This is a genomic window from Paenibacillus paludis (assembly GCF_042610515.1).
Classification (GTDB): domain Bacteria; phylum Bacillota; class Bacilli; order Paenibacillales; family Paenibacillaceae; genus Paenibacillus_AQ.
On the sequence record NZ_JBGJZP010000001.1, the window covers coordinates 202498 to 228611 of the forward strand.

Genomic DNA, 26114 nt, shown 5'->3' on the forward strand with positions numbered 1-26114 from the left:
TAGGATCTATAGAGCGGGCCTAAAAAGGTACATTTTATTTCACCGATAGCTTGGCGCCGTTGCTGGCAATGATGTCTTTGTACCAGTGGAATGACTTCTTGCGGTAGCGTTCCAGCGTTCCACTACCGTCATCGTGGCGATCAACAAAGATATAGCCGTACCGTTTCTTCAACTGCGCGCTCGAAGCGCTGACGAGATCGATACAGCCCCACGACGTATAACCCATTACTTCCACACCATCGGCAACAGCTTCTGCAACTTGAACCAAGTGATCGTTTAAGTATTGGATACGATAGTCGTCTTCGACTGTTTTTTCACCGGCTTCGTTTATGATAAGCTCGTCTGCCGCGCCTAACCCGTTTTCCACGATGAATAGTGGTTTCTGGTAACGTTCATAAAATGTATTCAGTGTGAAGCGCAGGCCCTGCGGGTCAATTTGCCAGCCCCATTCGCTTGCAGGGAGATAGGGGTTCGCCACGCCGCCCATGATGTTTCCTTCACCATGTATATTTTTCTCAGGATCGGCAGTTTGGCAGACACTCATGTAATAACTGAAGGACACAAAATCGACTGTATGAAGTAACTGCTCTTCATCTCCCGGTTCCATATGAATATTGATGCCCTGCTCGCGGAAGTAACGCTTCATGTAGCCTGGGTAGCGTCCGCGGACGTGTACATCGCCGAAGAAATAGTTGCTGTGGTTATATTTCATAACAGCAATTATGTCATCCGGATGCGGTGTCAGCGGATAAGTAGGAACGCTCAGCACCATACAGCCGATTTGTGCCTTTGGATCGATTTCATGGCAGAGCTTAACTGCGGTCGCGCTCGCAACCAATTCATGGTGAATGGCCTGGTACAAATCCTGCTTACTGAGCTTTTCTTTTGGTGTGTAAATACCTCCGCTCATAAACGGTACTTCCAGAATCGAGTTAATTTCGTTGAAGGTCAGCCAGTACTTGACTTTGCCTTTATAGCGTTTGAATACCGTGCTTGCATATTGAGCGTAGAAATCCACTAATTTCCGGTTCACCCAACCGTCGTACTGCTTGGACAGATGTAGCGGTGTTTCGTAATGCGAGAGGGTAACCAGAGGCTCAATGCCATATTTCAAACATTCGTCAAACAGAGAGTCGTAGAAGCGTAAGCCCTCTTCATTTGGCTCTGTTTCGTCTCCATATGGGAAAATACGCGACCATGCGATGGAGGTCCGGAACACTTTGAAACCCATCTCTGCAAACAACTTAATATCTTCTTTGTAACGATGGTAAAAGTCGATGCCGATCAGCTTCATGTTATCTTCTGTAGGCTCTTCGGTAATCGCTCCCATAGCACCTTGAGGCGAGACGTCCTGAGTGGATAGCCCTTTGCCTCCTTCATTATAGGCACCTTCAAGCTGGTTGGCGGCGACGGCGCCGCCCCATAAGAATCCTTCAGGGAATGACAGGCCAGTTTGACTTAGATTTTTCATACTGAAATCTCTCCGTTTCTTTTATGTGATACACTAGAAAGCAACTTCTACTATCAGCCTAGTTGGTGTAACCCGTTACATGTCAAGCACCGCAATTTAAAAGGAGAGGAATCAATGTCAAAATTTAAAAAAATCATGGAAATGACCGGTTACTCCCGGGCTACAGTCTCCCGGGTAATCAACCAGTCGCCTAAAGTTAGTCCTGAAGCGCGCAACAAAATTTTACGGATCATGCGCGAGCTCGATTATGTGCCTAACAGCAACGCCATTTCGCTATCCACGGGACGGACGAAGCAAATCGGCCTTGTTGTCGCTTCGCTGAATGAAATGATAATGCCTTTTGTGAACGGCTTTGTGGATAGGGCGATGGAGGACGGATACCAGACGATTATTTATCCGACGCGGGGCGATGCAGCTACGGAGCTACAGGCATTTGAAGATTTGCGCAGCAAAAGAGTGGATGCAATTGTCATTGTCACTTGCGTTAACGATCCGCACAAGCTGAAGGCTTACTGCAAATACGGCCCTATTGTATCATGGCAGCGGATGGAGGAAGGCGGCATCCCTTCCATTGCAATGGATCAGTCAGTGGGTTATACGCTGGCACTAGAGCATTTGATTGGTAAGGGGCACCGGGCAATCGCCAATCTTTTTGCCAGGCCGAACAGTTTAAATACGCACAGCAGGCGTGAGGCTTACGAACGGACGATGCAGACATACGGAATGCCTGTACTGAGAGAGTGGTATCGGGAGAAGATATATACCCTTCGAAAGGGAGAAACGGAGCTGGAGCATTTGCTATCCGCCTCCGGACCTAATGCGCCGACTGCTGTACTATGCCCGAACGATTACGTAGCAGTCGGTCTGCTGACGGAGGCGCGCAAGCGGAGCATCGACGTTCCCGGTCGCCTGGCCATCGTCGGATTCGATAACATCGATCTAGCGCGTGTCTTTGGTCTGACAACCGTCGACAACCCGATTGCGGAGCAGGCCCGCAACGCATATACAGTGCTTGCGTCGCAGCTCACTGGCAGCGGCGCGCAACCAGACAAGTTGGAGTACCGGTTGGTGGTGCGGGCGTCAACCTAGGAAAATGTTGTTGAGGAAAAATTACATTGGAGACAGAAATATGTGAGGAGGTGAGAAAAGTAAAACCATGGTTTGTGATCACCCTAGCTCCAGTGGCTTCATAAAAGTTTAAACGGCAATCTTCCCCTTAGCTTTTATTTATCCGTTCAGTACGGATCAAGCGCAGTTGTCATCCCCTCTGCTGTATATCCTTGGAGATGGAATATGAATTCAAGGTAATCTGTAAACAAAACCTTCCAGCTCATCAATATCGGCGATGTCCGCCTACTTCAAACGCTTTGCCCGAATCGCTCCTTTAGCTTGCTCTTATAGTTCGTCGTGCGTCCGCTCGAATGAGTGGCGCTCTCGATATTGCTGCGGGGTAAGCTTGAAGCGATTATTAAATTTTTTATAAAAAAAGGTGAGGTTATTAAATCCAGTAGTTTCTGCAATATCGTAGATTGGACGATTTGTGTTTGCTAATAGAAACGAAGCGTAGTTAAATTTTTCACTTTGAATGAGATTTTTAAATGTTTGCCCTGTTGTTTTTTTAATCAAGGAGGACAAATAATTGGGGTTGAAGTTAAAATGTTCCGCCGTTGAGGTCAGTGTACATTCCATAAAATGCTGCTCGATGTATTTTAAAATGTCGATAGTGCTAACTCTTGGGCTTGTTAACGCCTCTGGACGGTTCGTATCGTATTCGAACACGCGCAATAGTTCGTAGAAAATGAGTTGCATATAAGAATTTATCATTTCAAAGGAGCCGATGGCGCGATCGTAAAATTCGCAGAGCAACTGCTTAATCAAGATAAGCACGCTAGCATTGTTTTCTGAGTGGAAAATGATATAACGATTATGATTTTGATGTTCGGAGATCGCATTGGCCAAAAAGTGGGAGAGAATACCACCGTTCGCTATTTTGCTTAGAAAGGAAGAACTGAAGTAAGATTTGCGGATAAGAATATTCACGATAACATCCTGTGATGTCGTTGCCAGAATGGCATGAGGAACGCGAGTATCAAGAATGCAAACCTCTCCCTGTTTCAGGGTAACCTGCTTGTCATTGATAATTTGCGTACATTGTCCGGAATATACGAAGTTAAGTTCTATGTCACTGTGAATATGAAGAGGAACTTCAGCGAAGCGGGTGTGTTTGTATATCATAATGTTGTCCTTCTCACCTATAACATCGACAAAGACAAATACCTCTTGTCCGTTTTCCAACACGGTTTTGGGCATAAATTCATAAACGGATGAACGGAAGCGGGGATTCAGTTCATAAAACTTTTCCCTTTCGGTCAAACTATGCAGATAGTTGTCAAGTTGGTCATGATTCAAACTGAATTCCTCCATCTGTAGATGTTGGAGGTAACTATAACATCTGAAAAAATGATAGTCAATAACAATGCTTTTGATATTACAAACTTAATTTGAAAGCGCTATATTTAGATTGAAATAAAGAAAATCAATTTTATTATCGTTGTTTTTTCTTTGATTGTGTTGGTTTGGTACCTTTCTTGAGTCTGATTACAATTAGATTAGAATCAAATCCGATTAACTTGTATGAGAAGATATGATACTCAAACCTAGTCATATTAAAGAGCAGGTTCACCTTAGATTCAACTATAGAAAGGAAGCGTTTTGGATGAAGAAAATTTCTGAGCTATTACAAAACAGAGAAGGGAACTACATCCTTCCGTTTTTTTGGCTACACGGCGAGGAAGAAGGTACACTCCGTGAGCACATGCAGGTAGTTCATGAAAGCGGTATCGGCGCGGTATGTGTAGAATCACGGCCTCACCCTGATTTTGTTGGTCCTCGTTGGTGGAACGATCTTGACATTATTATGGATGAAGCCCGCAGCAGGGGGATGAAAGTATGGATTCTGGACGACGCGCATTTCCCTACAGGCTATGCTGCAGGCCGGATCAAATCGGATTATCCACAGTATGAGAAGTTGTATCTCAAAGCACATCAACAGGATTTTGTGGGTCCCCAGATTCAAGGCGGGATCATGGTGAAGTATGCATTGCTTCGACCCGGTGATCGAGGACTAGCAGTGGATATGACAACAGACTCTACATCAGGAAAACCGGAAACGGTAGATAGAGATCGGATTATCGGCGTTGTTGCAGCGCGCAAGACAGGACCTGATGAAATAGATGCGGAATCGCTAATTGACTTGACAGAATATTTGCATGAAGGAACGGTGTATTGGGACATTCCGGAAGGACGTTGGCGCATTTATACACTAGTTGTAACGAAGTCTGGTGGCGAGAAGGAGACAGAAGGATACCTTAATCCAATCGTGCCGGAGGCAACACAGGTACTGATCGATACAGTTTATGAAGCTCACTACTCCCGCTATAAGGACGACTTTGGAGACACACTGGCAGGATTTTTCTCGGATGAACCGCGGTTCGGCAATGTAAAAGGGCCCCTTGCCTCGATCGGGCGGTTTGATATGGTCCTTCCTTGGCGAGATGACCTGCCTGAAATGCTAAGTTCTTATTTTACTGGGGAGAAAGAAGTCATTCGCCATCTCCCTTTACTATGGGCAAATGCTGGGGTAGAAGGACATCGTATGCGTTACCGTTATATGGACCTTATTACCTCCTTGTATGCTGAACATTTTACGAAACGTCTCGGAGATTGGTGCCGGGGTCATAATGTGGAATATATTGGACATGTCATTGAAGATAACAACGCTCATGCCAGATTAGGATACGGGGCTGGACATTTCTACCGTAGCTTGTGGGGACAGGATATGTCCGGTATCGATGTAGTGCTTCATCAGATTTTGCCCGGATTAGATGACGGCTATTACAAGTCGATTACAGCAACTGGCTGGGACGGAGAATTTTTTCATTACGGTTTGGCCAAAATGGGCGCTTCGCTCGGTCATCTAGACCCGAAAAAGCATGGACGCACCATGTGTGAAGTTTACGGTGCTTACGGCTTTGGGGAAGGACTGAAGCTGATGAAATGGATTACGGATCACATGCTGGTTCGCGGGGTGAACCATTTCGTGCCACATGCTTTTTCATTGAAGAAATACCCGGATCCTGATTGTCCACCGCATATGTATGCAAATGGTAATGACCCTCAGTATCGTTATCTGGGTGTATTGACGCATTATATGAATCGGATCAGCCACTTGCTCTCGGATGGCCGGCATATTGCCCCGGTAGCCATTCTATATCATGGCGAAGCCGAATGGTCCGGAGATTACATGCTCTTCCAGAAGCCTGCGCGCGAACTGATGCAACATCAAATTGATTTCGATGTCGTCCCTGCTGAATTGGTAGCCCATGCCCACGTTGAAGATAGTAGGCTCCATATTCATGACGAGCGGTTTGAAGCATTAGTTATTCCTTACGCCGAAGCATTGCCGGCCCAGTTGCTTATGCAAGTGCAGACATTTACGGAAGCTGGCGTAAAGATATATTTCGTAGACGGACTTCCGGTTCGCACCAGTGAAGGTGAAACGTTAAGGAAGGATCAGTTACAGAAATTAGGGGGACTTGATGGAGAGAACATCGTAGCCCTTAATCAGCTTTCTGTTCGGCTGAAACAGGAGGACGTGCATGATATCTCCGTATCTGAACATCAGCCCTATTTAAGATACTATCATTACATTCATCCAGATGGGGAAGCGTACATGTTCTTCAATGAAGATCCCGCCCAAACGATTAGCACCACAATTGAGATCCCTGCTATAGAAGACACTCAGCAGTTGTTCATCTATGATGCATTCTTGAATCAACTATCTCCATTAAAGGTTCATACCCGGGAGGGAAAACATTCATTTCATCTTAAACTTGATAAATATCAATCTATGATCGTTGTCCAAAGTGAAACTATAGCAACAGAAATGGTTCTTTTTGCGGAGGCGAACGACATGTTGCCAAATATTAGAGCGATAAAAGGGGAGTGGCAAATATCACTTGCTACTGCTGCGCAGTATCCTAATTTCACCGACTATGGAGAGACCACCGATCTTCGGTCACTGGCTCTTCCGGGGGTTCTGCCTTCTTTTTCAGGTACGGTCCGTTATGAATTGACATTCGATATGCAAAAAATACCTGATGCTGCAAGACTAATCATCCATGAGCCTTATGAGGTTGCGCAAGTTTGGTTGAACGGTCAGGATCTCGGAACCCGTATTTGTCCACCTTATACTTACGATGTCAACGGATGCCTTCAAGCAGGCGACAACCGGTTAATCATTGAGGTGACGAATACCCTAGTGAAAGAACAGCAGGATTATCTGTCGCAGTTTCTAATTCAGGAACCAACAGGTATTGTCGGCGGAGTGTTCTTACAATACTAGATTAAGAAATGGAATGCCCTTCATTTCATAAGAACTCATGAGGAGTGACTATTCATGGATCAACGTCAGTTGGCAGCAGAGGTGCTACGCAGTGTTGGTGGCAAGGAGAATATTAACAACGTAACTCATTGTGTAACACGTCTTAGATTTGAATTGAAAGACAACAACTTACCAGATACTGAGGAGATAAAAAAGCTGGAAGGCGTCATTTCAGTTATTCAGCAAGGTGGACAATATCAAGTTGTTATCGGCAATAAGGTTGCCTTGGTTTTTAACGAGTTGAGCTCGCTCTTAGGCGGTAATACTGAAAGTACGGAAGCTTCAGAGACTGAGACAAAGGGGAAAAAGAAGCTGTTTGACCGCTTTACCTCAATGATATCCGGTGTATTTATGCCTGCTATGGGTGCGTTCTCGGCAGGCGGTATTATCAAAGGGATCCTTGCGGTGCTTTCATCATTTGGCGTGTTATCGGCAACTGACGGGACATATATCGTGCTTAATGCGATGGGGGATGCACTCTTTTATTTCTTCCCAATCTTTCTCGGCAGCTCGGCAGCCAAGTATTTTGGCTTGAACCAATATCTAGGGATGTTAATTGGTGCCTCCATGGTTTATCCTACTCTGGTAGCGTCTGTCGGCGCTGAGGAACAACTAACGTTCTTAACAATGCCGATCAAAATGATGAATTACACATCCTCTGTATTTCCGGTCATCGTTGCTGTATGGTTCGCATCGTTGCTGTACAAGCTTATTGATAAAAGAGTTCCTCAGAGCTTGAAATATTTCTTGTCCCCTTTGATCGTTGTATTGATTACAGTTCCATTGACCTTGTTTGCTATCGGTCCAGTTATTATGTATTTGAGTGATGGACTGGCCAGCATTACAACAGTTGCCTATAATTTCAGCCCAGCTCTTGCAGGTCTGGTTCTTGGGGGGGGATGGATTCTCATCGTTATGTTTGGTCTTCACTGGGCGTTTGTTCCGATCTTTGTTAACAATGTGATTACTGCAGGCTCCGACTCCTTAATGGGATTACTGGCAGCTAACCAGTTTGCTATAGCCGGCGCGGCGCTTGCTTTTGGATTGCGTGCTATCGATAAGCAACAAAAATCACTGGCTATCTCCACTGGCGGAACGACATTGCTTGGGGTGAGCGAGCCTGCTCTGTACGGAGTGTTGCTGCCGAACAAAAAGCCATTGATCATGGCAATTATCGGCGGTAGCGTCGGAGGCTTATTCGGCGGATTGATGCATTCAAAAGTATATACGTTTGTACCTGCTGGAGTGTTTGCAATTCCAGGTGCGATTAACCCGGAAGGAATTGATTTGGGATTTTACGGATATGTTATACAAATGGCAGTAGGTCTGATTGTTGCTTTCGTTCTCACTTACTTTTGGGGATATCAAAAATCCGGCAACAATAAATCCGGCGCAGAAACTGCTTTAGTGACCAGTGGTCCTGCGAATGGTTCGGTACAAAATTCACAGGTTGCGACGAACAAAGCAGAGCAGATCACGGTATATAGCCCTCTTTCAGGTGAAACGGTGGAATTGAAGGATGTAAGCGACGAAGCTTTTTCAAGCGGGGCTATGGGGAAAGGTATCGCAATTATTCCGAGTAACGGGAAACTGGTCTCTCCGGTAACGGGAGTTGTTACGACTGTTACCAAATCGAAGCATGCCATTGCGATTACAGGTGATCTGGGAGAAGAAGTCCTTATTCATGTGGGTTTGGACACCGTTAAACTAAAGGGTGAGGGTTTTGATCTTAAAGTGACAGAAGGCGATCGGCTTCAAGTGGGGGATATATTAATGGAAGTCGATCTCAATTTGATCAAGGACCGCGGGTTTGATGTCGTCACGCCTGTAATTATAACTAATACTTTCGATTATTCAGAAGTTGAAAGTAGGAATTTAAATCGGGTAATTGCAGGAGAGTCATTACTTACTCTTGTGAGATAACAAGCGTCAACAACAAGCTTGAAGAAATGAACTGTGAGTTCATATATCCATACAAGGAAGCCGTCGGTAAGCTTGTTCCTGTTAGCTTTCTTGAGTACCCTTAATTTATACAAATTCTCCGGTAAGGGTGGGGGAGCAGTTCACCCGGAGGGGCGGACTACAGGGTCCCTAGGCTATCTATACGTGGAATCAAAAACGGCTGCGCTGTCCAGTAATGGGCGGTGTAGCCGTTTTGTTCTTGGTTTCTGAAACGTTGACAATTGACTCTCAGTCACTTATAATTGACTCGGAGTCAAATACAAAAAAATACGGAGGTTTTATTCATGAGTCAAAAAGTTGTATTAATTACAGGGGCATCTTCGGGTATCGGTAAAGAGGCGGCCATGGAGCTGAAAAATAAAGGTTTTACGGTTTATGCGGCTGCGCGGCGCATCGACAAAATGCAGGATCTTGCTGCAAAAGGCATTCGTCCTATTTCCTTGGATGTCACCAATGACGAATCCATGATTCAGGCTGTCAATGAGATTCTTAAAAAGGAAGGAAGAATTGACATCCTGGTTAATAACGCAGGCTATGGCTCATATGGAGCGGTCGAGGATATTCCTATGGAAGAGGCTCGGCGACAGATGGAGGTGAATGTCTTCGGACTGGCGAGACTGATACAGCTTGTGGTGCCGAGCATGCGCAAAAATAAATTCGGCAAAATTGTTAATGTTTCCTCTATGGGAGGGAAGATTTGGACCAATTTTGGCGGCTGGTATCATGCAACCAAATTTGCAGTAGAAGGTCTTTCGGATTGCCTTCGACTGGAATTGGAACCGTTTGGCATTGATGTCATTGTTGTGGAGCCAGGCGGAATTAAAACGGACTGGGGAATCATTGCCGCCGAAAATCTGAAAAAGGTATCTGCAAAAGGACCGTATGCTCAGGCTGCCAGCAAATCGGCCGATGGAATGATTAAAAATTATACAGGCAATCAATTATCGAAACCAGAGTTAATTGCACGCACCATCGGCAAGGCTGTAACCGTGAAAAGACCGAAAACGCGCTACCTGGTCGGTTATATGGCGAAACCGATGGTATTTATGAAAACTGTCTTTGGAGATCGTGCCTACGACAGAATTATCAAAATGTTCAGTTAATCATACAAATACAACTAATATGAAAAGGGTGGATATCATGACTAAGTTTGATCCTCTTTTGCCGAAAACAACAACGTATTGGAAAAGGGACGGTATTTTCTTTATCAAGCATACGAATTTTTTTGTAACCATGGAGGAAGCTTACGCCATCGGAGAATTGCTTAAGGAAGCTCATCGCGACATAGAAACGAATGCCATCGTCATTGACAATCGTGAGGCAAAAGGAGCATGGACACAGGAGGTAAATAAAGTCTGGATAGAGGTATCGATGGAAGTCAGCAATGAAATCCCAAAAAAGGTCGCTACGTTAACAAGCGATGTTGTCGCTGCCATGCAAATTAACCGGCTTTCCCGGAGCAATGGAATGGAACAAATGTCCAAAGGGTTTTGCAGCGATTTCGATGAATCGGTTAGGACCTTCTTGAAAGAATAAAGACAAAAAAGGCGGTTTTATCTTTGACTCCAGATCGATGAGCCCTTTAAATAAATCGTATGGAGTGATGAACCTAATGTCAAAGCGTGCAATGACTCCCGAGGCAAAGGCCATAAAAGCAAAGGCTATTATGGATAAAGCGGCTGAAATGTTTCTGTCATCGCAGTACGAAAAAATCAAGATGTCCGATATAGCCAAGCAGATGGGCATGTCAAACGGGATTCTGTTTGTGTACTTTAAAACAAAAGAAGCATTGTTTTTTAGCCTGCTGTGCAGGGAGTATGAGAAGCGACTCACTTGTCTGACGGAGATGGCGAAGGAGTTACCTGTGCGGAGCTTCGATGACTTCAAAAATCTCGTTATGAATGAGCTCATGGAACTGGTCAACCAGAATCCCCTTTACGTTAAGCTGGAATCCATGCGCACAGCGGTTTTCGAGAAGAATGTGGACCCGGAAACCATGCTGAACCAGAAAATCAATCTGTACAAATTGATGTCAGAGCTAGTTGCCACTATTTGCGCTTCGCACGCATTAACCCAAGAAGATGTGATGGAGATCCTCCAGGCTGAGGCCTCTATCATAACCGGCTGCAAATTATCAGCCACCTTGCCCGAGGAGGTTGTGGATATCATCAAAAATAACGGCCTGGATGGACTCCAACGTGATTTTCAGGGCGATATTCGGAAAACGATGATTTGTTATCTGGATGGATATTATAAGAATTATATAGTCATTCGTACTACCGGACAGTATTTAAAGTTCTAATGTGGAAAAACGGAGGGTCAGAATGACAAAAAGAAAACAGACTGACACGGCTGTTGTAGCTGGCGCTACAGGAATGATGGGGAAACAGCTAGTGCGGCTCTTGCTTGAGGACCCGGCATATCAAAGAATCATCGTACTTGTACGTCGGAGTATGGGCATATCCCACCCGAAACTGGTGGAAAAACAAGTCTCTTTTGACAGACTGGAAAGCGAATTGGATGCTTCTGTACTTAAAGACGCTGATGTCTTCTGCACGTTAGGCACGACAATGAAACAAGCGGGCTCAAAAGAAGCCTTTTCCAAAGTTGATCATGAGTATCCGTTGGCTCTGGCTAAAGCTGCTCTTCAGCATGGTGCCGCCAGCTACGTCATTGTTACCGCGATGTGGGCGTCCGAACAGTCCAAGATGTTCTACACACGTGTTAAAGGGCAATTGGAGCGGGATTTATTGTCTCTTGGGCTACCACGTCTTGTCATCCTGCGTCCCTCTCTCTTGATGGGGGATCGTGAGGATGAAAGCTTTGGGGATCGGGCAACGGATATGATTTTTCGCTTGATTGGTCCATTATTGATTGGGCCGCTAGCCAGAATGAAAGCAATCCAGTGCAAGGATGTGGCTCAAGCTATGCTTATGATGGCGCATGAATCAGGTCCAACAGTTGAAGTGCTGGAGTCTGAAGTTATCTCATTAAGAACCGGCAAGAGAAACAGTCGTAACAAGGTTTAACACAACTATAATATGGGAGCTGGTCTTTAATGAAAACTTGGTTTATAACTGGAACTTCAAGTGGATTTGGTCGGAGTCTGACTGAGCTTTTATTAGAACGTGGTGATCGGGTTGCAGCTACGTTTCGAAAAGATAATGCATTGAATGATCTAAAAGATCGCTATGGTGAACAATTGTGGGTTGCTACATTGGATGTAACTGATAATCAGGCGATTCGAACCGTTGTTGATCAGGCATTTAAGGATTTAGGGAATATTGATGTTGTTGTTAACAATGCAGGCTATGGATTGTTCGGAGCAGCTGAGGAAGTGAGTGATGAACAAATTACGCATCAATTCAATACGAACGTCATCGGGTCCATTCAAGTCATTCGAGCTGCGCTTCCTTATCTGCGTGCCCAAGGCGGCGGGCGCATCATACAGCTTTCCAGTATGGGCGGGCAAGTAGCATTTCCAGCTCTGAGCCTTTATCATGCAACGAAGTGGGCTATGGAAGGCTTTATCGAAGCTCTCGTTCAGGAAGTGGCTCCCTTCAATATTCAGGCTACGCTCGTTGAGCCTGGAAGTGCACGAACAAAATTCAATGGCAGCATGATTACAGGCGAGCCTATGAGCGAATATGAGAATACCCCTGTAGGCTATATTCGGCAAATGTCGCAGCAAGCCGCGACGGAAAACTTCCCTGGTGATCCGGAAAAGATGGCTCAGACCATAATTGTAGCTGCAGATTCTGATAAAGCTCCGCTGCGGCTAACACTGGGAAGTGATGCTTATGAACTCGTTCATAAAAACTTGGTTTTACGCATAATTGAGTTAGAGGAACAAAAAGAGGTAGCTTATTCTACAGCCTATAATATTAAAGCCTTTTGAAAAGGATTTTCACGAACATTAAAAAAAAGCCCTATATAAATAGAACTTAAAAACTTGAGATATGGGAAGGAGTTAATGTAAATCGGGATGGAATTTCATCATCCCGATTTTTGCAGTTATTATAGAGGAATTTGTCGCCATAATAAATCAACAAATGTGGTATATCCCGCTATAAACCATTCGGCGGAATAAGTGTACCCATAATCATTTCCGTGAGATTTTAAAATAAATCGTGCATCACCCTCATATGAACTTCCATTCATAATTGTTACTATAACGGTGTAGCAAGACAATACAGATTAAATTAGGAGGGTTAAAGATGTTGAAATGGAAGCGTTCTCTTACAGTCTTGGCCATGGCAGCCTTGCTGGGAACGATGGCGGCATGCGGCGGCGGGGCAAAAAACAATGCAGAAACTTCTGCAGAGCCTGCTAGCACAAATACTGCCGAAAAGGGTGCACCAAGCAATGAACCTGTTAAGCTACGAATTATGTGGTGGGGATCCCAGCCGCGACATGAGGCGACCTTGGCTGCGCTGGACTTGTACACAAAGAACAACCCCAATGTTACGTTTGAGCCGGAGTATTCCGGTATGGATGGATACTTGGACAAATTATCGACTCAAGCTGCGGCTAGTAACGCACCAGATATCATTCAGCTTGATCCGGGCTGGACGCCGGACTGGATGTCACGTAATCAATTAGCTGAGCTGGCTCCTGAGGTCGATGTAAGTAAATTCGACTCAAAATTACTGGCCGGAGGTCAACTTGACGGCAAGCAATATGCTGTTCCTCTGGGTTCGGTAGCGTTCGGTATGGTTTATGACAAAGCCGCTATAGATAAGCTCGGGATTGCGAATCCGACTAATGGCTGGACTTGGGATGATTTCTTCGCTTTAGCCAAGGAATCTAAATCCAAACTGCCAAGCGGACAATATTTTACCTTGGACTATGCCGGTAACTACTTTATGTATTCGGCCTACCAATACGCCAAAGGTAAAGGTCAGGTTATCACTGATGATGGTCACTTCAACGTAGATCAAGCTGCCTACTTGGAATGGACCAAGAAATTTGAAGAGCTGCGCAAAGAAGGATTGGTTCCTCCGGCGGATGTAAACGCATCCGACAAGGAAAATGATCCGCAAATGGACTTGATGGCAGCTGGCAAAGTTTTATTCCGGTATAGCTTTTCTAATAACCTGGGGACTTGGGACAGCATCAAACCAGGTGCTTACGCACTTGTAACCATGCCGCGTGCAGAAGAAGCAGGCGGATGGCTGAAACCATCCATGTACCTGTCCGTCTCCAAAAACTCCAAGCATGCTGAAGAAGCTAAAAAATTCATCAATTGGTTTGTGAATGATCAGGAGGCAGGTAAGATTCTGCAAACATTCCGCGGTCTGCCCGCTAACAAGGATATTTCCACTTCCCTGGAAGCAAACATGAGCGATCTGGATAAGGTTGGATTAGAACTCCTCCGTGCTACTGAAAAGGATGGTCAGACCTGGTCGGCTGGAGCAGGAGGCTGGACGAATTTTATTGACAAAGACTGGGTGCTTGTCCGGGATCAGCTTAGTTTTGGAAAAGTCACACCGGAGAAAGCCTTTGAACAGTTGAAAGAAGCAGCACAATCTTACGAGAAATAATTCAAGGACGAAGCCCGGAACAAGCCTTGTTCCGGGCCTTGATTTTAATTTCGCTGCAGACGGCTACCCCGAACATTTACGACTATACTGGTGGTTGAACATACAAAAAGATCAAGTGGAGTTTGAGGCATAGGGAGGAGTATACATGAGTAATTCTGTGTTGTATCACCCCGGAGACGGGTATCTGGCCTGGCTGCAGTACCGCCGGATCACAGCGGGGACAAATGTTGATCAATATGCGGCATACAATCATCTTGTTGTGACTGAGCAGGATGATGTTGTTATTCGTTCTGCAGTGAACGAGCTGACTCAAGGCATGGAGGGAATCACAGGGAGAAAAGTTTCCATCTCCGGGAAAACAGAGACAACTCCCAGTATCATTATAGGAACCTTCGGAACTGGCTTAGCGATAGATAAATCATTCAGCACCGGTGTAAGCGATGCTGTTAAAGCGGAAGGTTATGCGCTTCAAACGGACAGCATTACCGGTAATATTGCCATCGGAGCAGCTACTCCCGCAGGTGTATTATATGGAGTGTTCCATCTGCTGCGAATCATGGGTACAGGGGGTTCTGTTCATAATTTGAATATTCTAGAGAACCCTGTCAATCAGCTGCGCATGATCAACCAGTGGGATAATATGGACGGGAGTGTGGAACGGGGGTATGCCGGGAAATCAATTTTTTATGAAGCTAACCGGGTAACAAGCAATCTTCAGCGTATCCAGGATTATGCCCGCCTGCTAGCCTCCAGCGGAATCAATGCGATCGCCATTAATAATGTGAATGTCCACCGGGTGGAGAGCCGTTTGTTAACGGAATTCCTGCCGGATGTGGCGAAGCTGGCAGCAATCTTCCGAGCCTATGCAATCAAGCTGTTCCTGAGCGTCAATTATGCCAGCACTATTGAGATCGGCGGTCTCTCATCGGCAGATCCGCTGGATTCAGACGTCCGAGAATGGTGGATGACCGCAGCGTCGGAAATATATGCAGAAATACCTGATTTCGGAGGATTTCTGGTAAAGGCCGATTCGGAGAACCGGCCGGGACCGTTCACCTATGGAAGAGATCACGCCGACGGGGCCAATATGCTGGCTGAAGCGCTGAAGCCGCATGGCGGAATTGTAATCTGGCGATGTTTTGTATATAACTGCAAGCAGGATTGGCGCGACCGTACCACGGATCGGGCGCGGGCAGCCTATGATCATTTCCAGCCGCTGGATGGACGCTTCATGGACAATGTCATTTTGCAGGTGAAGAATGGACCGATTGACTTTCAGGTGAGAGAACCAGTCTCGCCGCTGCTAGGTGCTATGCCGAAGACGAATCAGGTAATCGAATTTCAGATTGCCCAGGAGTATACCGGCCAGCAGCGTCATGTGTGCTACCTGATACCCCAGTGGAAAAAGATTATGAACTTTGATACGCAGCTCCAAGGAGAAGGAACTACTATCCAGCGCATTGTGGAAGGAGATGTTCACGGCAATCCTTACAGCGGCTTTGCAGCCGTCTCCAACATTGGTAATGACACCAATTGGACGGGCCATCTGCTGGCACAGGCGAATCTGTTCGGTTATGGCCGTCTTGCCTGGAATCCAGAGCTGTCTGCCGAGGAAATTGCTGTGGAATGGATTACGCTCACCTTTGGCACCAATGAGCTGCTGGTTCAGACTATACTAGACATCCTTATGAACTCCTGGGAGATTTATGAATCGTATACAGCCCCGCTGGGCGTTGGGTTTATGGTCAACCCTGACCATCACTACGGCCCTAATGTGGATGGATATGAATATTCAATGTGGGGTACTTATCACTTCGCAGACTGTTATGGTATGGGTGTGGACCGCACTACAGCAACAGGAACCGGGTATACCTCCCAATATGCCCGTATTAACATGGAACTGTACGAGTCGCTCGAGAGCTGCCCGGATGAACTGCTGCTTTTCTTCCACCATGTCCTATATACCCATGTGCTTCATTCTGGCAAAACTGTGATTCAGCATATTTATGACACACATTTTGAAGGCGCGGAGCGGGCAGCTGGATTGTTAGATGCCTGGAAGCTAGTGAAGGGACAAGTGGATGAAGAGGCGTACCAGCATGTAGCAGACCGACTTGCGGAGCAGACTGAGCACGCTAAGGAGTGGCGGGATAGAATCAATACGTACTTCCTCCGGAAGAGCGGCATTGCTGACCAATGGGGAAGAACCATATATTAATGATTCATGTAAATGGGGAGCGGTGAATACCGCTTCTTTTTTTTATCGTTATATTTTGAAAGAATTCGAGCATTCCCCTCCTTTAGCGGATGATAAGCGGATTATATACTTAAAGTATAAAAATTAACCACAAGAGGTGACCACAGATGAACCGTTCCACAGCCACTATAGCCCAATCTGCTGCGAAGACGAAAAAAAGCTCATACTTTCGAAGCAGATGGAACGCCCCGCTTGCAGGCTATTTGTTTATTTCGCCATGGCTTATTGGGTTTCTAACACTTACGGCGTATCCGTTATTTTTATCACTGTACTATTCGTTCACCGACTACACTTTGATGCAGCCGATGAAGTGGATCGGTACCCGCAATTATGAGCGTATCTTTACAGCGGATCCCAAATTCATTCAATCCGCTAAGGTAACCTTCACTTATGTGCTGGCTTCCGTACCTTTGAAGCTTATAGCGGCTCTCTTTGTCGCTATGATACTCAGCAAGGCGGTAAAAGGAATAAGCTTCTACCGCACGGCGATCTATTTCCCGTCACTTATCGGAGGGAGTATCGGGGTATCGCTGCTCTGGCGCAACATTTTTGGTGTAGACGGGGTCTTTAACAAACTGATTGGCGTCTTCGGTTTTGAAGGAAAGGGCTGGATTACAAGTCCCGATACGGCACTTGGCACGCTGATTCTGCTGACGGTCTGGCAATTCGGCTCCACCATGGTTATTTTTCTGGCCGGCCTGAAGCAAATTCCTAATGATCTGTACGAGGCGTCTTCTGTGGATGGGGCCAATAAAGTAACTCAATTCTTCAAAATCACACTGCCGATGCTTTCACCGATTCTTTACTTCAACCTGATTATGGCAGTTATTGGAGCCTTCCAAATGTTCACTTCCGCATTTGTGATTACGAACGGCGGGCCGATGAACTCCACTTATGTGTATGCGATGTACTTGTATGAAAGGGCATTCAGCCGTTACGAGCTGGGATATGCTTCAGCACTTGCCTGGATTATGCTGGTCGGAATTATTGCAGCCACTGTACTGATCTCTTACACCTCGAAGTATTGGGTATTCTATGAAACAGACACTGGAGGGAAAAAACGTAAATGACAACACTAAAATTGAAGCCTGCGTTTCGCCATCTGTTCATGATACTCTTCAGCTTCATTATGGTTTACCCGGTTCTCTGGTGGATCGGTGCTTCACTGAAGCACAGTACAGAGCTTGGCTCGCCGTCGATTTTCCCAGCTGTCCCGCAATGGAGCAACTTCACAAAAGGCTGGAGTTCGGTTCCCGGACACACGTTTACGGATTTCTATCTTAATACCTTCGGACTTGAATTTGCCGTAATCGTCGCAACGCTGCTATCCTGCACCCTGGTTGCCTTCGGTTTTGCGAGATTGGATTTTCCGTTGAAGAATTTCTGGTTCTCCATCCTGATGCTGACCTTAATGATGCCTGGACAAGTGCTGATCATCCCTCAATACGCATTGTTCTACCAGCTTGGCTGGGTGAATACGTATCTCCCGTTTATTGTCCCCCATTTGCTTGCCGGTGGGGCAGGCGGCAGTTTCTTCGTCTTCCTGCTGATCCAATTTATACGCGGTGTTCCCAGAGAACTTGACGAATCGGCCAAAATTGACGGGTGCTCCTGGTTCGGTATCTTTTGGAGAGTTGTTATGCCTCTTGCCTTTCCGGCGATCGTTACCGTGACAATCTTCTGCTTCCTGTGGAATTGGGACGATTTCCTAGGTCATCTCCTGTACATCAACAGCGTGGACAAGTATACTGTTGGACTCGCGCTGCGTATGATCAATGACTCGCAATCAGCGGCGGAGTGGGGTCAACTGCTTGCCATGTCACTAGTGTCAATTCTTCCTGCAACTATTGTCTTCATGTTCCTTCAGAAGTATTTCGTTGAAGGGATTGCAACAACAGGAATTAAAGGATAAGATGTTAAAAAAACATCCATACGTTAACGGTAAAGCTTCGAATACCCTTCGCAGCTTTACCGTTTATTGTGTCTGAACCGGAGTTGAAGGAAGGTAGAGCGTTTGAGCAATCCTTTTAAAAAATACAGAATTGACCGCCTGTTTTTTCATAGCTTTGCCATAGTACTTATTGCGGTTATCGGTGTTACAGCATGGACAAGCTACAGCAATTCATCCAAGGCGCTCGTAAAGACTACCTCCTATTACCAACAGCAGTTGCTGGATGAGTTGAATAATGAAATTACGACCCGGCTAGTCATGATCGAGCAGATTTCACTGTCCAGCTCGCGCGACAGCGAGCTGATAAATTTTCTCCTGAACAGGCAGGATGAATTTGAGAGATACCGCAGACGTTCAGGTGTAGAAAGTGCACTCGCGAATTTGACCTATGCGATCCCGCTGATTCAAGGGATTGACCTGTATATGGATAACCCTATCCTAAGTGAACGGCAAAGCTACATCCAATTCCGGAACCTTACGGATCTTAACAAGCAGGAGGGGGCCGGATGTCTGGCGAAGAGCGACTTTTGCTGGTCCAAAGAGTATAATTTTACCAGCGCGCAAGGTGAGGTTCCGGTGCTCAGCTTTTCCAGAAAAATAATAAATGAGAATGACTATTTAGGTGTCCTTGTCGTCCACATCAAGGCCAACGAGATCCGGAAACTGCTAACCGGCAATTCCGACGGATCTAACCGGATCATGGCAAGCAGCGAAGGACAGCAAATTATGAAAATAGGCGATGCCATTGACCAGAATGACTGGTCCCAGTGGATTGATCTCAAAAGCAATAAATCGGGCTATGTCCATATCCCGGCAACCAATGGATCCCGCGATACGCTACTCGTCTATTCAAGAATGGATAATTCCATCTGGACCCTAATCGAATTCACCTCTTGGAAACAGATCACGGCAAGCAGCCTGAAGCTGGCGGAGTGGATCGGTCTGATCGGTATTGCTGCAGTGCTGCTGGTACTACTTTTGACCCACTTTTTAAGCAAGCAGTTTACCAAGCCGATCAAAAAACTTGTAACTGCGATGCGACTGTATTCCGTAGGAGGCGACAATGTAGAACTTCCGGTGGATTATGAGAATGAATTCGGTTATTTATTTTCCGGTTACCGGAAGCAGAACGAACGGATTGAAGAACTGTATCTCTCTCTCGAGCGCCGTTATGATCAGCAACGGAAAGCTGAAATTGAGGCGCTTCAGGCTAATATCAATCCACATTTCCTATATAATATGCTGGATCAACTCAACTGGATGGCGATTGAGGCCGGACAAAACGAACTTAGCCGCATTTTGGAGCTAATGGGCCGTATGTTTCGGATCGGCCTGTCCAACGGCAACAGCTTTATCACAATAGAAGATGAACTGCTGCATATAAAGTGTTATCTGGAAATCCAGCAGCTGCGCTGGGGAGAAGGGCTTGAATACAGGATTGAGGCAGCGTCTGAGCTACAGGAGTTATACATTCCGAAGCTTACACTACAGCCGTTCGTGGAGAATTCTATCGTTCATGGATTCAACAAACAGAAAAGCGGCTATGTGTCTATCGTAATGGAGAAAATGGGAGATACTCTGCATATTGTAATCGAGGATAATGGTGCCGGACTCAAGCAGCCTGAAGACAGGTCCCATAACCGTCATACAGGAGGCTACGGTATACGCAATGTGAGAGAGAGAATTTCCGGTTACTTCGGGGAGAGTTATGGAATTGAACTTGGAGAACGTGAAGAAGGTGGAACAAGAGTGGAAATAACGCTCCCGCTGCTGACAGATCCTCTAACCAAAAAGGACTGATCCCTAATAGATAGCTCAATGGTCAATATACAAACGCACATATTATTTCGGTAAGCGCTTCCGTTGGTATGAGAAGCAGCCGTGCTTTCGTACTTAAGGAGTTAAGGAGGTAAACGTAATGTGGAAAATCGCAATCATTGATGATGAACGCCAAGTCCTAAAGGGGATGAAACGGGCGATTCCCTGGGATGAGCTGGGAGCTGAGTGGGTTGGAGAAGCTATGAACGGAGAGGACGGACTGGAGGTAATCCGCCGTACCCTACCGGACATTGTGATCACTGATCTTTATATGCCCGTGATGAGCGGTCTGGATATGATGGAGCAGCTTAGAAAGGAAGGATTCCAAGGTAAAATCATTATTCTGAGCGGATATTCAGATTTTGAGCATGCGAGACAGGCTCTAAGGTTTCATGTGACCGACTATGTCTCTAAGCCAATCAGTCTGCCGACGTTAAAATCGATTCTAAGCAATGTCGTACAGGAACTTGAGGAAGCGGAAGAGAAGCGAATCAGGCAGTGGGAGCTTGAGTTTAAAATGACGATGTATGAGCCTTTTGTTGAACTGGAGTGGGTTCGCTCCGCAGCTGTTGGTACCCTGGGCCATGCATACAGAGACAGCACACCTCTTCCCCCGTCATATCTTTTTTGGCAGGAGCGCAAGCATGTCACTGTCGGCATCGAGCTGATCCGTGATGAACGAGCCAGATGTCTATCCGTCTCCGATTGGAACCTTTTCAGGTTTGCGGTCAGCAATATTGCTTGTGAAGTAGCGCGTAAGCTGTTCCCGGATCTGGAATACACAGAGCTGCACAGTACCAGAACATTACTGATTATTCATCCGGATGCAGGACAGCTCGAACAGTTAGAAGACAAGCTGGAAGAGCTGGGAATCCGGCTGATTGACAGCATCGGCAGCTATCTCAAGCTGGTTACACGTATAGGAATCGGGGGAGTGAAGGATACATGGACCAAGCTTTCCGACTCGACAGAGGAAGCTTTCCGCGCGATGGATCAAAGAGCATTACGGGTCGCTTCCGCACATGAAGTGTATATGTACCGGGAGAACAGCAGCAGCGAACCGGGAAATGTCGCCCTTTTTCCGGTCAAGTTCTCGTATAAGCTGGCAACAGCAATGAAGGTATCTCAGGAAGCGGAAGCCCATCAGCTTGTGCTGGAATATATAACGGAAATGAAAAAGCAAGAGGGGATATCACAGGGATACGTACAAATGCTTGGAAGCGAGCTATGGGGAATTATAACCTATTCGTTGTATGAATCCGGCTTTGTACTGGATGAACTGTTCACTAATGACCAGATTGCCAAGGAGATCAGCAGCCTGATCGTACCGGACCAACTGGCAAGCTGGCTTATAGACAAAATCACCAAGATCTGCAGCAACAGGCAATGGAAAGGAAGCAGCAAGCATCGGCAGGTTGTCGATTTCATGACCAGTTACATTCATGAGCACTATGCGGAAGAGCTGACACTCGCCGAGCTTTCGGATAAGGTATTCATTTCGCGCAACCACTTGTCTATTATTTTTAAGAATATTACTGGAGAAACCTTCAATAACTACCTGACCCGGGTTCGGATCGAGAAAGCTCGGGAGTTGCTCATGGAGCGGAATATGCTGGTGTATGAAGTGGCAGAACGGGTCGGTTATAAGAACATTCCCTACTTCAGCACTTTGTTCAAAAAAATAACCGGTATGAACCCTACAGAACTTATAAAAAGCTAACGCTCCCGAAGGACAGCATCCTCTATACGAGGAATGGAACGGTGCTGGGCCGATGGAGACAGGGTGATTCCCATCTTTTATAACGCAAGCCTTCTACTCTGGAAGGCTTGCGTTTTTTTTGGCGAACCTGCCGGGTGATATTCCTACGATCTTGGTAAAACTGCGGATAAAGTTCGCGTAGTCGCTGAAACCGGATTGATAGCATGCTTCGGTAATGCTGAGCCCCTCATAGAGATAGGATTTGGCGAGTGCGATGCGGCGGTCTACGATATACGAACGGAGCGTTAACCCCGTATGTTTTTTGAACTGGCGGCTGATATAAGTGCTATTCAAATGAAAAATGCCGGCAAGCTGTTCAAGTGTGATGTCCTGCGCAAGATGTGCTTCAATATAATCCATAGTTTTACGAACCAGCTCCGGCATGATATCGGTAGGAATAAAGCTTGCATTGTGAAAAACAGTATTGGTCAGAACTAATAATTGAGCGATACAGCAATTGCCCTGAATATCTGTTCCATACGCATCAGAAGCTAGTGCTTCCTCCAGATCGCCTGTTAATTGCAAAAACCGCTTCAACTGCGCTTCCTCTAAATGCACAATATTTCCTTTCCCCTTAGGGCGGTAGTCGAAGCACCCGGATAAATGGGTTGCCGGAGTAGAGAGGCGATGCAAATAAGATTTCTGGAGGTTAATCGTAATCCGTTCATATTCAGATTCATCGAGGCTAAAGGAACGGTGCATTTCCTCCGGATTTATTACAAGCAAATCACCAGGTTCCAAACGGTAACAGCTGTTCTCAATGTAAAAGTTGACGTTGCCGCGCAGAAACAAGTACAGCTCGTAGGCTTCGTGTCGGTGATAGAAGGTCCCCAGGTTATAAGTAGTAATCCTGTGCAGGTAGAGGAAATCTTTCTGGATGGGATCATAACGAAGCTCAAAAGGCTCGTTCATCTGCTACCTCCTGATCTATTCGCGCAATAATTATAGCGGAATTTGCAATGATTATTCTCTGGAACTACATTAAAATGTCATTATCCTAGCACGTTAGGGTGAATATGACAAGCGTTTTTTTGCATACAACAGACTGGAGGGTATTATCATGGAACTTATTATAACTGCAAGAAGCAAATTTCAAGAAGATACCGAATATTCCGGATTAGACAGGCACGGACTAAGTTCATCTGTAGAGATAACAGGCGGTAGCGGTAGCGGTAGCGCCAAACAGCCATTTCAGGCAGTGGTACGGATAAGAAATCTAAGCAGTTCAACGTGGTCAGGAGTCATTCATATGGAGCTGCCGTTTGCAAAAGTAAATCCGCGGTTCTTCCTGCCGGCATTTATGTACGGCCGAAACCGCGGTGAAGCTCCGCAGAATGTTCCGAATGAGTTCCCCAGGTTGAGAGAAGGAAATCCTTCACGACCGTCTTCTCCTTGGTGGATGGTGCGAAGCGACCGATTGTCACATCCAGCGGCTCTTGTATATGACACGGGCAAAATATATGGACTTTGTGCCAGCCCTTATTTTATAAACAAGAATGGGGTCAAAACCCAGTGGAAACCGGACCTGCCGGGTGAGTTCTACCAGTATGGCGGCTATACATGCTCGCTTGCCAAAGGAACAGTCGGGTATACGCTTGGTTATGAGAATGCACCGCTTTTATTCATTAAATCTCGTCTGGTCAAGGAACGGGCTCCTCTTGATAAGAATTGCTTTGAACTGGCTGCTGCTGAGTCGGTGGAGTTCACAATGGATTTGTATGAGTACGAAACCGAGTCTGAGCTGGGCATCAATGCTGCGCTGGAAGACATCTATTACCGCTATCATCAGCATCCAAGACAGGGCAGTGATATCCGGACGGCTGCTGCTGACCTGTCAAAGGCTATTTATCAATATGCGTGGTTACCTGAGGACCGGAGTTATTCCACATTTGTTTATGAAGACAAGGAAACAGGCGGTTACCGCTACAATAAAATAATCTCGATCAGTTGGACAGACGGTTTGTCTGTAGCCACTCCGGTTCTGATGGCCGCGCTGAGGCTTGGGGATGAGTCCATGCGCGAGCAGGCGCTTTCCTGTATCGAGAATATCATCGAGAATTCCTTAAATCCTGCTTCCGGGCTACCTTATGAGGCATATCAGGATGGGAAATGGAGTATAAGCGGCTGGTGGTTTGACGGGATGCGTACTCCAGGGCATTCTGCCTATCTGTGCGCGCAGGCTATGTATTATATTATGAAGGCGTATGAATTTGAAAAAAGGATTAAAGATTGCCTTCATGAGGACTGGATGATCTTTGTAAGGGAGGTTCTCCTCGTATTGGAGAAAAGCAAAAATTCGGATGAAGAATACCCGACCATTCTATCCGAGAGAACCGGTGCCGGACTTGAATATGATTCCTTCAGCGGAACATGGTGCATGGCGGCTATGGCATACTACAGCTGGCTAACCGGGGACAGAACGCATCTGGACAGCCTGAAGCGCAGCGAAAAACATTATTATGAAACCTATGTGAAACGAATGGAATGTTATGGGGCTCCACTAGATGCTGATAAGGCGGTAGATTCCGAAGGAATTCTGGCATACATCAAAACTGTCAGATTCCTGCACGCCCTCACTGGTGATGAACTGTATCTCGATCATATGAGGGATGCAATTGATTACGAATTCACCTTTAAATTTGCTTACAACTCACCGGTTAAGGTACCTCCGCTAAGCAAGATCGGCTGGTCCAGCTGCGGGGGAAGCGTTACCTCTGTCGCCAATCCGCATATTCATCCGATGTCCAGTAATATTGTGGATGAGTTGTACTACTTCGTACAGCAGCGAGATGATTCATACGTCCGGCAGCGGATGCTGGATACGGTCGGCTGGGGGTGCCAGACCTACAACCGCTTTGATAAGGAATTCGACCATGGCAAAACGGGCTGGATGTCCGAGAGATTTTGTCATTCTGAAGGGCTGGTAACGGAGAGCTACAGCGACGGTTCTCCGGCAAGTACCTGGTTCTGTTTGATGCCTTGGGCCAGCGGAAGTGTTATAGAAGGCTTGGTCGGCGACTACTGGGAAGCGAACGTCAAGTAGCTGTTGGTGATTATAAGTGACACGGGCACAATGAGGATGGAAAGGACCCAAAAGCCATGAAAGCATGGTGGGAAGAAAACGAAGTTCAATTGGAAAAGCAACAACAATATGAAACTGAATTAATAGCCTTTTGCAAGACTCAAAAGGAGCAGGATGTCCTTAAAGTAGATTTTCTTCGACCATTAGACAATCTTTTGCGTAAAAAAAGTGAAAACCGGACCGGGCAGGGGATTATCCCTATCCGGTCCGGTTATTTTTTTCATCCACTATATGCTTTTCAGCAGATTGCGGGCAAGCGAAAGCTACCCCGCCTCCAGGCTTACTTTCGGAAGCCCTCGAAGTTATTGGTTTGAAACTAAACGATCAAGGAACTTATAAGCGTCGCTATTAAACTTCCAAACAACACCAAATTTATCAACTAACATTCCGAAGCAGGAAGACCAAGGCATTTCTGATAACGGCATAATAATATAACCTCCCACAGACAAATTGGAAAAGTAATTTTCCAGTGCCTGTTTATCATCAATAACGATACTAATCAGTATATTGTTGCCTTTAACAAACTCGCCTGTTACTTTCTTCATCGAAGGCAGAATATCCGACATCATTATTTGTCCACCAGCGAATTCTAACGATGACTCCATAATCATGTTCAATTCATTTTCTGGCATAGGGTAGTTTGGATCTTGTGGAAAATCCTTGTATTTCACTTTTTTTACTTTACTTGAATTCAGAGCTTCTGAATAAAACTCAATGACCTGCTCTGTATTCCCATCAAAATTTAAATATGCAATAACTGACATGAAAAAACCTCCTCCTTGTAATACATGAAGTATAAGCTATAATAGGTGACAGCTATTTTGTCAC

General features: G+C 45.9%; 20 protein-coding genes. 16 read left to right on the forward strand and 4 right to left on the reverse strand.

All coding sequences use genetic code 11. The features are described 5' to 3' along the window. Positions 1-34: 34 nt before the first annotated feature. A complete protein-coding gene (locus ACAN56_RS00855) occupies positions 35-1471 on the reverse strand; it encodes a glycoside hydrolase family 1 protein (RefSeq protein ID WP_379139779.1) in 1437 nt (478 codons plus the stop codon). Between the two features lie 114 nt (positions 1472-1585). Between ACAN56_RS00855 and ACAN56_RS00860 the strand changes: the two genes are divergently transcribed. Further along, on the forward strand, positions 1586-2560 hold the full coding sequence (locus ACAN56_RS00860) for a LacI family DNA-binding transcriptional regulator (RefSeq protein ID WP_038592335.1): 975 nt from the start codon (positions 1586-1588) through the stop codon (positions 2558-2560). A gap of 306 nt (positions 2561-2866) precedes the next feature. On the opposite strand, the gene ACAN56_RS00865 is transcribed toward ACAN56_RS00860, so the two are convergent. Continuing rightward, on the reverse strand, positions 2867-3880 hold the full coding sequence (locus ACAN56_RS00865) for a helix-turn-helix domain-containing protein (protein ID WP_379139782.1): 1014 nt from the start codon (positions 3878-3880) through the stop codon (positions 2867-2869). A gap of 307 nt (positions 3881-4187) precedes the next feature. On the opposite strand from ACAN56_RS00865, the gene ACAN56_RS00870 reads away from it, so the two are divergent. The 13 genes from ACAN56_RS00870 (at position 4188) to ACAN56_RS00930 (ending at position 22165) form a co-directional block, all read left to right on the forward strand. Beyond that, positions 4188-6875: a glycosyl hydrolase gene (locus ACAN56_RS00870; RefSeq protein WP_379139784.1), complete on the forward strand. Its 2688-nt coding sequence runs from the start codon at positions 4188-4190 to the stop codon at positions 6873-6875. A 54-nt stretch (positions 6876-6929) separates the two neighbouring features. Next, complete coding sequence (locus tag ACAN56_RS00875) at positions 6930-8837, forward strand: beta-glucoside-specific PTS transporter subunit IIABC (protein WP_038592342.1); 1908 nt, start codon at positions 6930-6932, stop codon at positions 8835-8837. A 323-nt stretch (positions 8838-9160) separates the two neighbouring features. Next, on the forward strand, positions 9161-9979 hold the full coding sequence (locus tag ACAN56_RS00880) for an oxidoreductase (protein ID WP_038592344.1): 819 nt from the start codon (positions 9161-9163) through the stop codon (positions 9977-9979). A 37-nt stretch (positions 9980-10016) separates the two neighbouring features. Continuing rightward, a complete protein-coding gene (locus ACAN56_RS00885; protein WP_038592346.1) occupies positions 10017-10412 on the forward strand; it encodes a hypothetical protein in 396 nt (131 codons plus the stop codon). A gap of 76 nt (positions 10413-10488) precedes the next feature. After that, the gene (locus ACAN56_RS00890) at positions 10489-11178 is read left to right on the forward strand and encodes a TetR/AcrR family transcriptional regulator (protein WP_379139787.1); all 690 of its coding nucleotides are present in this window, start codon (positions 10489-10491) and stop codon (positions 11176-11178) included. A 22-nt stretch (positions 11179-11200) separates the two neighbouring features. Next, positions 11201-11905 (forward strand): NAD-dependent epimerase/dehydratase family protein, encoded by a 705-nt coding sequence (locus ACAN56_RS00895; RefSeq protein ID WP_379139789.1) that lies wholly within the window; start codon positions 11201-11203, stop codon positions 11903-11905. Between the two features lie 29 nt (positions 11906-11934). Continuing rightward, complete coding sequence (locus ACAN56_RS00900) at positions 11935-12774, forward strand: SDR family oxidoreductase (RefSeq protein WP_379139791.1); 840 nt, start codon at positions 11935-11937, stop codon at positions 12772-12774. 319 nt (positions 12775-13093) lie between these two features. After that, positions 13094-14419, forward strand: coding sequence for an ABC transporter substrate-binding protein (locus ACAN56_RS00905; protein ID WP_379139793.1), 1326 nt, complete (start codon positions 13094-13096; stop codon positions 14417-14419). Between the two features lie 145 nt (positions 14420-14564). Next, positions 14565-16637, forward strand: coding sequence for an alpha-glucuronidase family glycosyl hydrolase (locus ACAN56_RS00910; RefSeq protein WP_379139795.1), 2073 nt, complete (start codon positions 14565-14567; stop codon positions 16635-16637). Between the two features lie 146 nt (positions 16638-16783). Further along, positions 16784-17746 carry a carbohydrate ABC transporter permease gene (locus tag ACAN56_RS00915; protein WP_038592364.1) on the forward strand — a complete coding sequence of 321 codons (963 nt, stop codon included), beginning with the start codon at positions 16784-16786 and terminating at the stop codon, positions 17744-17746. Continuing rightward, positions 17743-18588 (forward strand): carbohydrate ABC transporter permease, encoded by an 846-nt coding sequence (locus ACAN56_RS00920; protein WP_379139797.1) that lies wholly within the window; start codon positions 17743-17745, stop codon positions 18586-18588. The genes ACAN56_RS00915 and ACAN56_RS00920 overlap by 4 nt, the downstream gene beginning before the upstream one ends. 102 nt (positions 18589-18690) lie before the next feature. After that, positions 18691-20427, forward strand: a complete 1737-nt coding sequence (locus ACAN56_RS00925; RefSeq protein ID WP_379139799.1) for a sensor histidine kinase — start codon at positions 18691-18693, stop codon at positions 20425-20427. A gap of 118 nt (positions 20428-20545) precedes the next feature. Then, positions 20546-22165, forward strand: coding sequence for a response regulator transcription factor (locus ACAN56_RS00930; RefSeq protein ID WP_379139801.1), 1620 nt, complete (start codon positions 20546-20548; stop codon positions 22163-22165). 93 nt (positions 22166-22258) lie between these two features. Here the strand turns inward: ACAN56_RS00930 and ACAN56_RS00935 are convergent, their stop codons facing one another. After that, the gene (locus ACAN56_RS00935; RefSeq protein WP_379139803.1) at positions 22259-23116 is read right to left on the reverse strand and encodes a helix-turn-helix domain-containing protein; all 858 of its coding nucleotides are present in this window, start codon (positions 23114-23116) and stop codon (positions 22259-22261) included. Between the two features lie 337 nt (positions 23117-23453). On the opposite strand from ACAN56_RS00935, the gene ACAN56_RS00940 reads away from it, so the two are divergent. Both ACAN56_RS00940 and ACAN56_RS00945 read left to right on the forward strand, forming a co-directional pair. Next, positions 23454-25247 (forward strand): hypothetical protein, encoded by a 1794-nt coding sequence (locus ACAN56_RS00940; RefSeq protein ID WP_379139805.1) that lies wholly within the window; start codon positions 23454-23456, stop codon positions 25245-25247. A gap of 56 nt (positions 25248-25303) precedes the next feature. Beyond that, positions 25304-25600, forward strand: coding sequence for a hypothetical protein (locus ACAN56_RS00945; protein WP_379139807.1), 297 nt, complete (start codon positions 25304-25306; stop codon positions 25598-25600). On the opposite strand, the gene ACAN56_RS00950 is transcribed toward ACAN56_RS00945, so the two are convergent. Next, a complete protein-coding gene (locus ACAN56_RS00950) occupies positions 25589-26050 on the reverse strand; it encodes a VOC family protein (protein ID WP_379139809.1) in 462 nt (153 codons plus the stop codon). The two genes, ACAN56_RS00945 and ACAN56_RS00950, sit on opposite strands and share 12 nt — an antisense overlap. Positions 26051-26114: the final 64 nt, after the last annotated feature.

Bases quoted from the DNA above. Each gene is read 5' to 3' on its own strand.
- ACAN56_RS00920 (WP_379139797.1), top strand. From the start codon at position 17,743: ATGACAACACTAAAATTGAAGCCTGCGTTTCGCCATCTGTTCATGATA.
- ACAN56_RS00885 (WP_038592346.1), top strand. From the start codon at position 10,017: ATGACTAAGTTTGATCCTCTTTTGCCGAAAACAACAACGTATTGGAAA.
- ACAN56_RS00870 (WP_379139784.1), top strand. From the start codon at position 4,188: ATGAAGAAAATTTCTGAGCTATTACAAAACAGAGAAGGGAACTACATC.
- ACAN56_RS00900 (WP_379139791.1), top strand. From the start codon at position 11,935: ATGAAAACTTGGTTTATAACTGGAACTTCAAGTGGATTTGGTCGGAGT.
- ACAN56_RS00905 (WP_379139793.1), top strand. From the start codon at position 13,094: ATGTTGAAATGGAAGCGTTCTCTTACAGTCTTGGCCATGGCAGCCTTG.
- ACAN56_RS00890 (WP_379139787.1), top strand. From the start codon at position 10,489: ATGTCAAAGCGTGCAATGACTCCCGAGGCAAAGGCCATAAAAGCAAAG.
- ACAN56_RS00940 (WP_379139805.1), top strand. From the start codon at position 23,454: ATGGAGCTGCCGTTTGCAAAAGTAAATCCGCGGTTCTTCCTGCCGGCA.
- ACAN56_RS00875 (WP_038592342.1), top strand. From the start codon at position 6,930: ATGGATCAACGTCAGTTGGCAGCAGAGGTGCTACGCAGTGTTGGTGGC.
- ACAN56_RS00935 (WP_379139803.1), bottom strand. From the start codon at position 23,116: ATGAACGAGCCTTTTGAGCTTCGTTATGATCCCATCCAGAAAGATTTC.
- ACAN56_RS00915 (WP_038592364.1), top strand. From the start codon at position 16,784: ATGAACCGTTCCACAGCCACTATAGCCCAATCTGCTGCGAAGACGAAA.
- ACAN56_RS00860 (WP_038592335.1), top strand. From the start codon at position 1,586: ATGTCAAAATTTAAAAAAATCATGGAAATGACCGGTTACTCCCGGGCT.
- ACAN56_RS00855 (WP_379139779.1), bottom strand. From the start codon at position 1,471: ATGAAAAATCTAAGTCAAACTGGCCTGTCATTCCCTGAAGGATTCTTA.
- ACAN56_RS00895 (WP_379139789.1), top strand. From the start codon at position 11,201: ATGACAAAAAGAAAACAGACTGACACGGCTGTTGTAGCTGGCGCTACA.
- ACAN56_RS00910 (WP_379139795.1), top strand. From the start codon at position 14,565: ATGAGTAATTCTGTGTTGTATCACCCCGGAGACGGGTATCTGGCCTGG.
- ACAN56_RS00950 (WP_379139809.1), bottom strand. From the start codon at position 26,050: ATGTCAGTTATTGCATATTTAAATTTTGATGGGAATACAGAGCAGGTC.
- ACAN56_RS00945 (WP_379139807.1), top strand. From the start codon at position 25,304: ATGAAAGCATGGTGGGAAGAAAACGAAGTTCAATTGGAAAAGCAACAA.
- ACAN56_RS00930 (WP_379139801.1), top strand. From the start codon at position 20,546: ATGTGGAAAATCGCAATCATTGATGATGAACGCCAAGTCCTAAAGGGG.
- ACAN56_RS00880 (WP_038592344.1), top strand. From the start codon at position 9,161: ATGAGTCAAAAAGTTGTATTAATTACAGGGGCATCTTCGGGTATCGGT.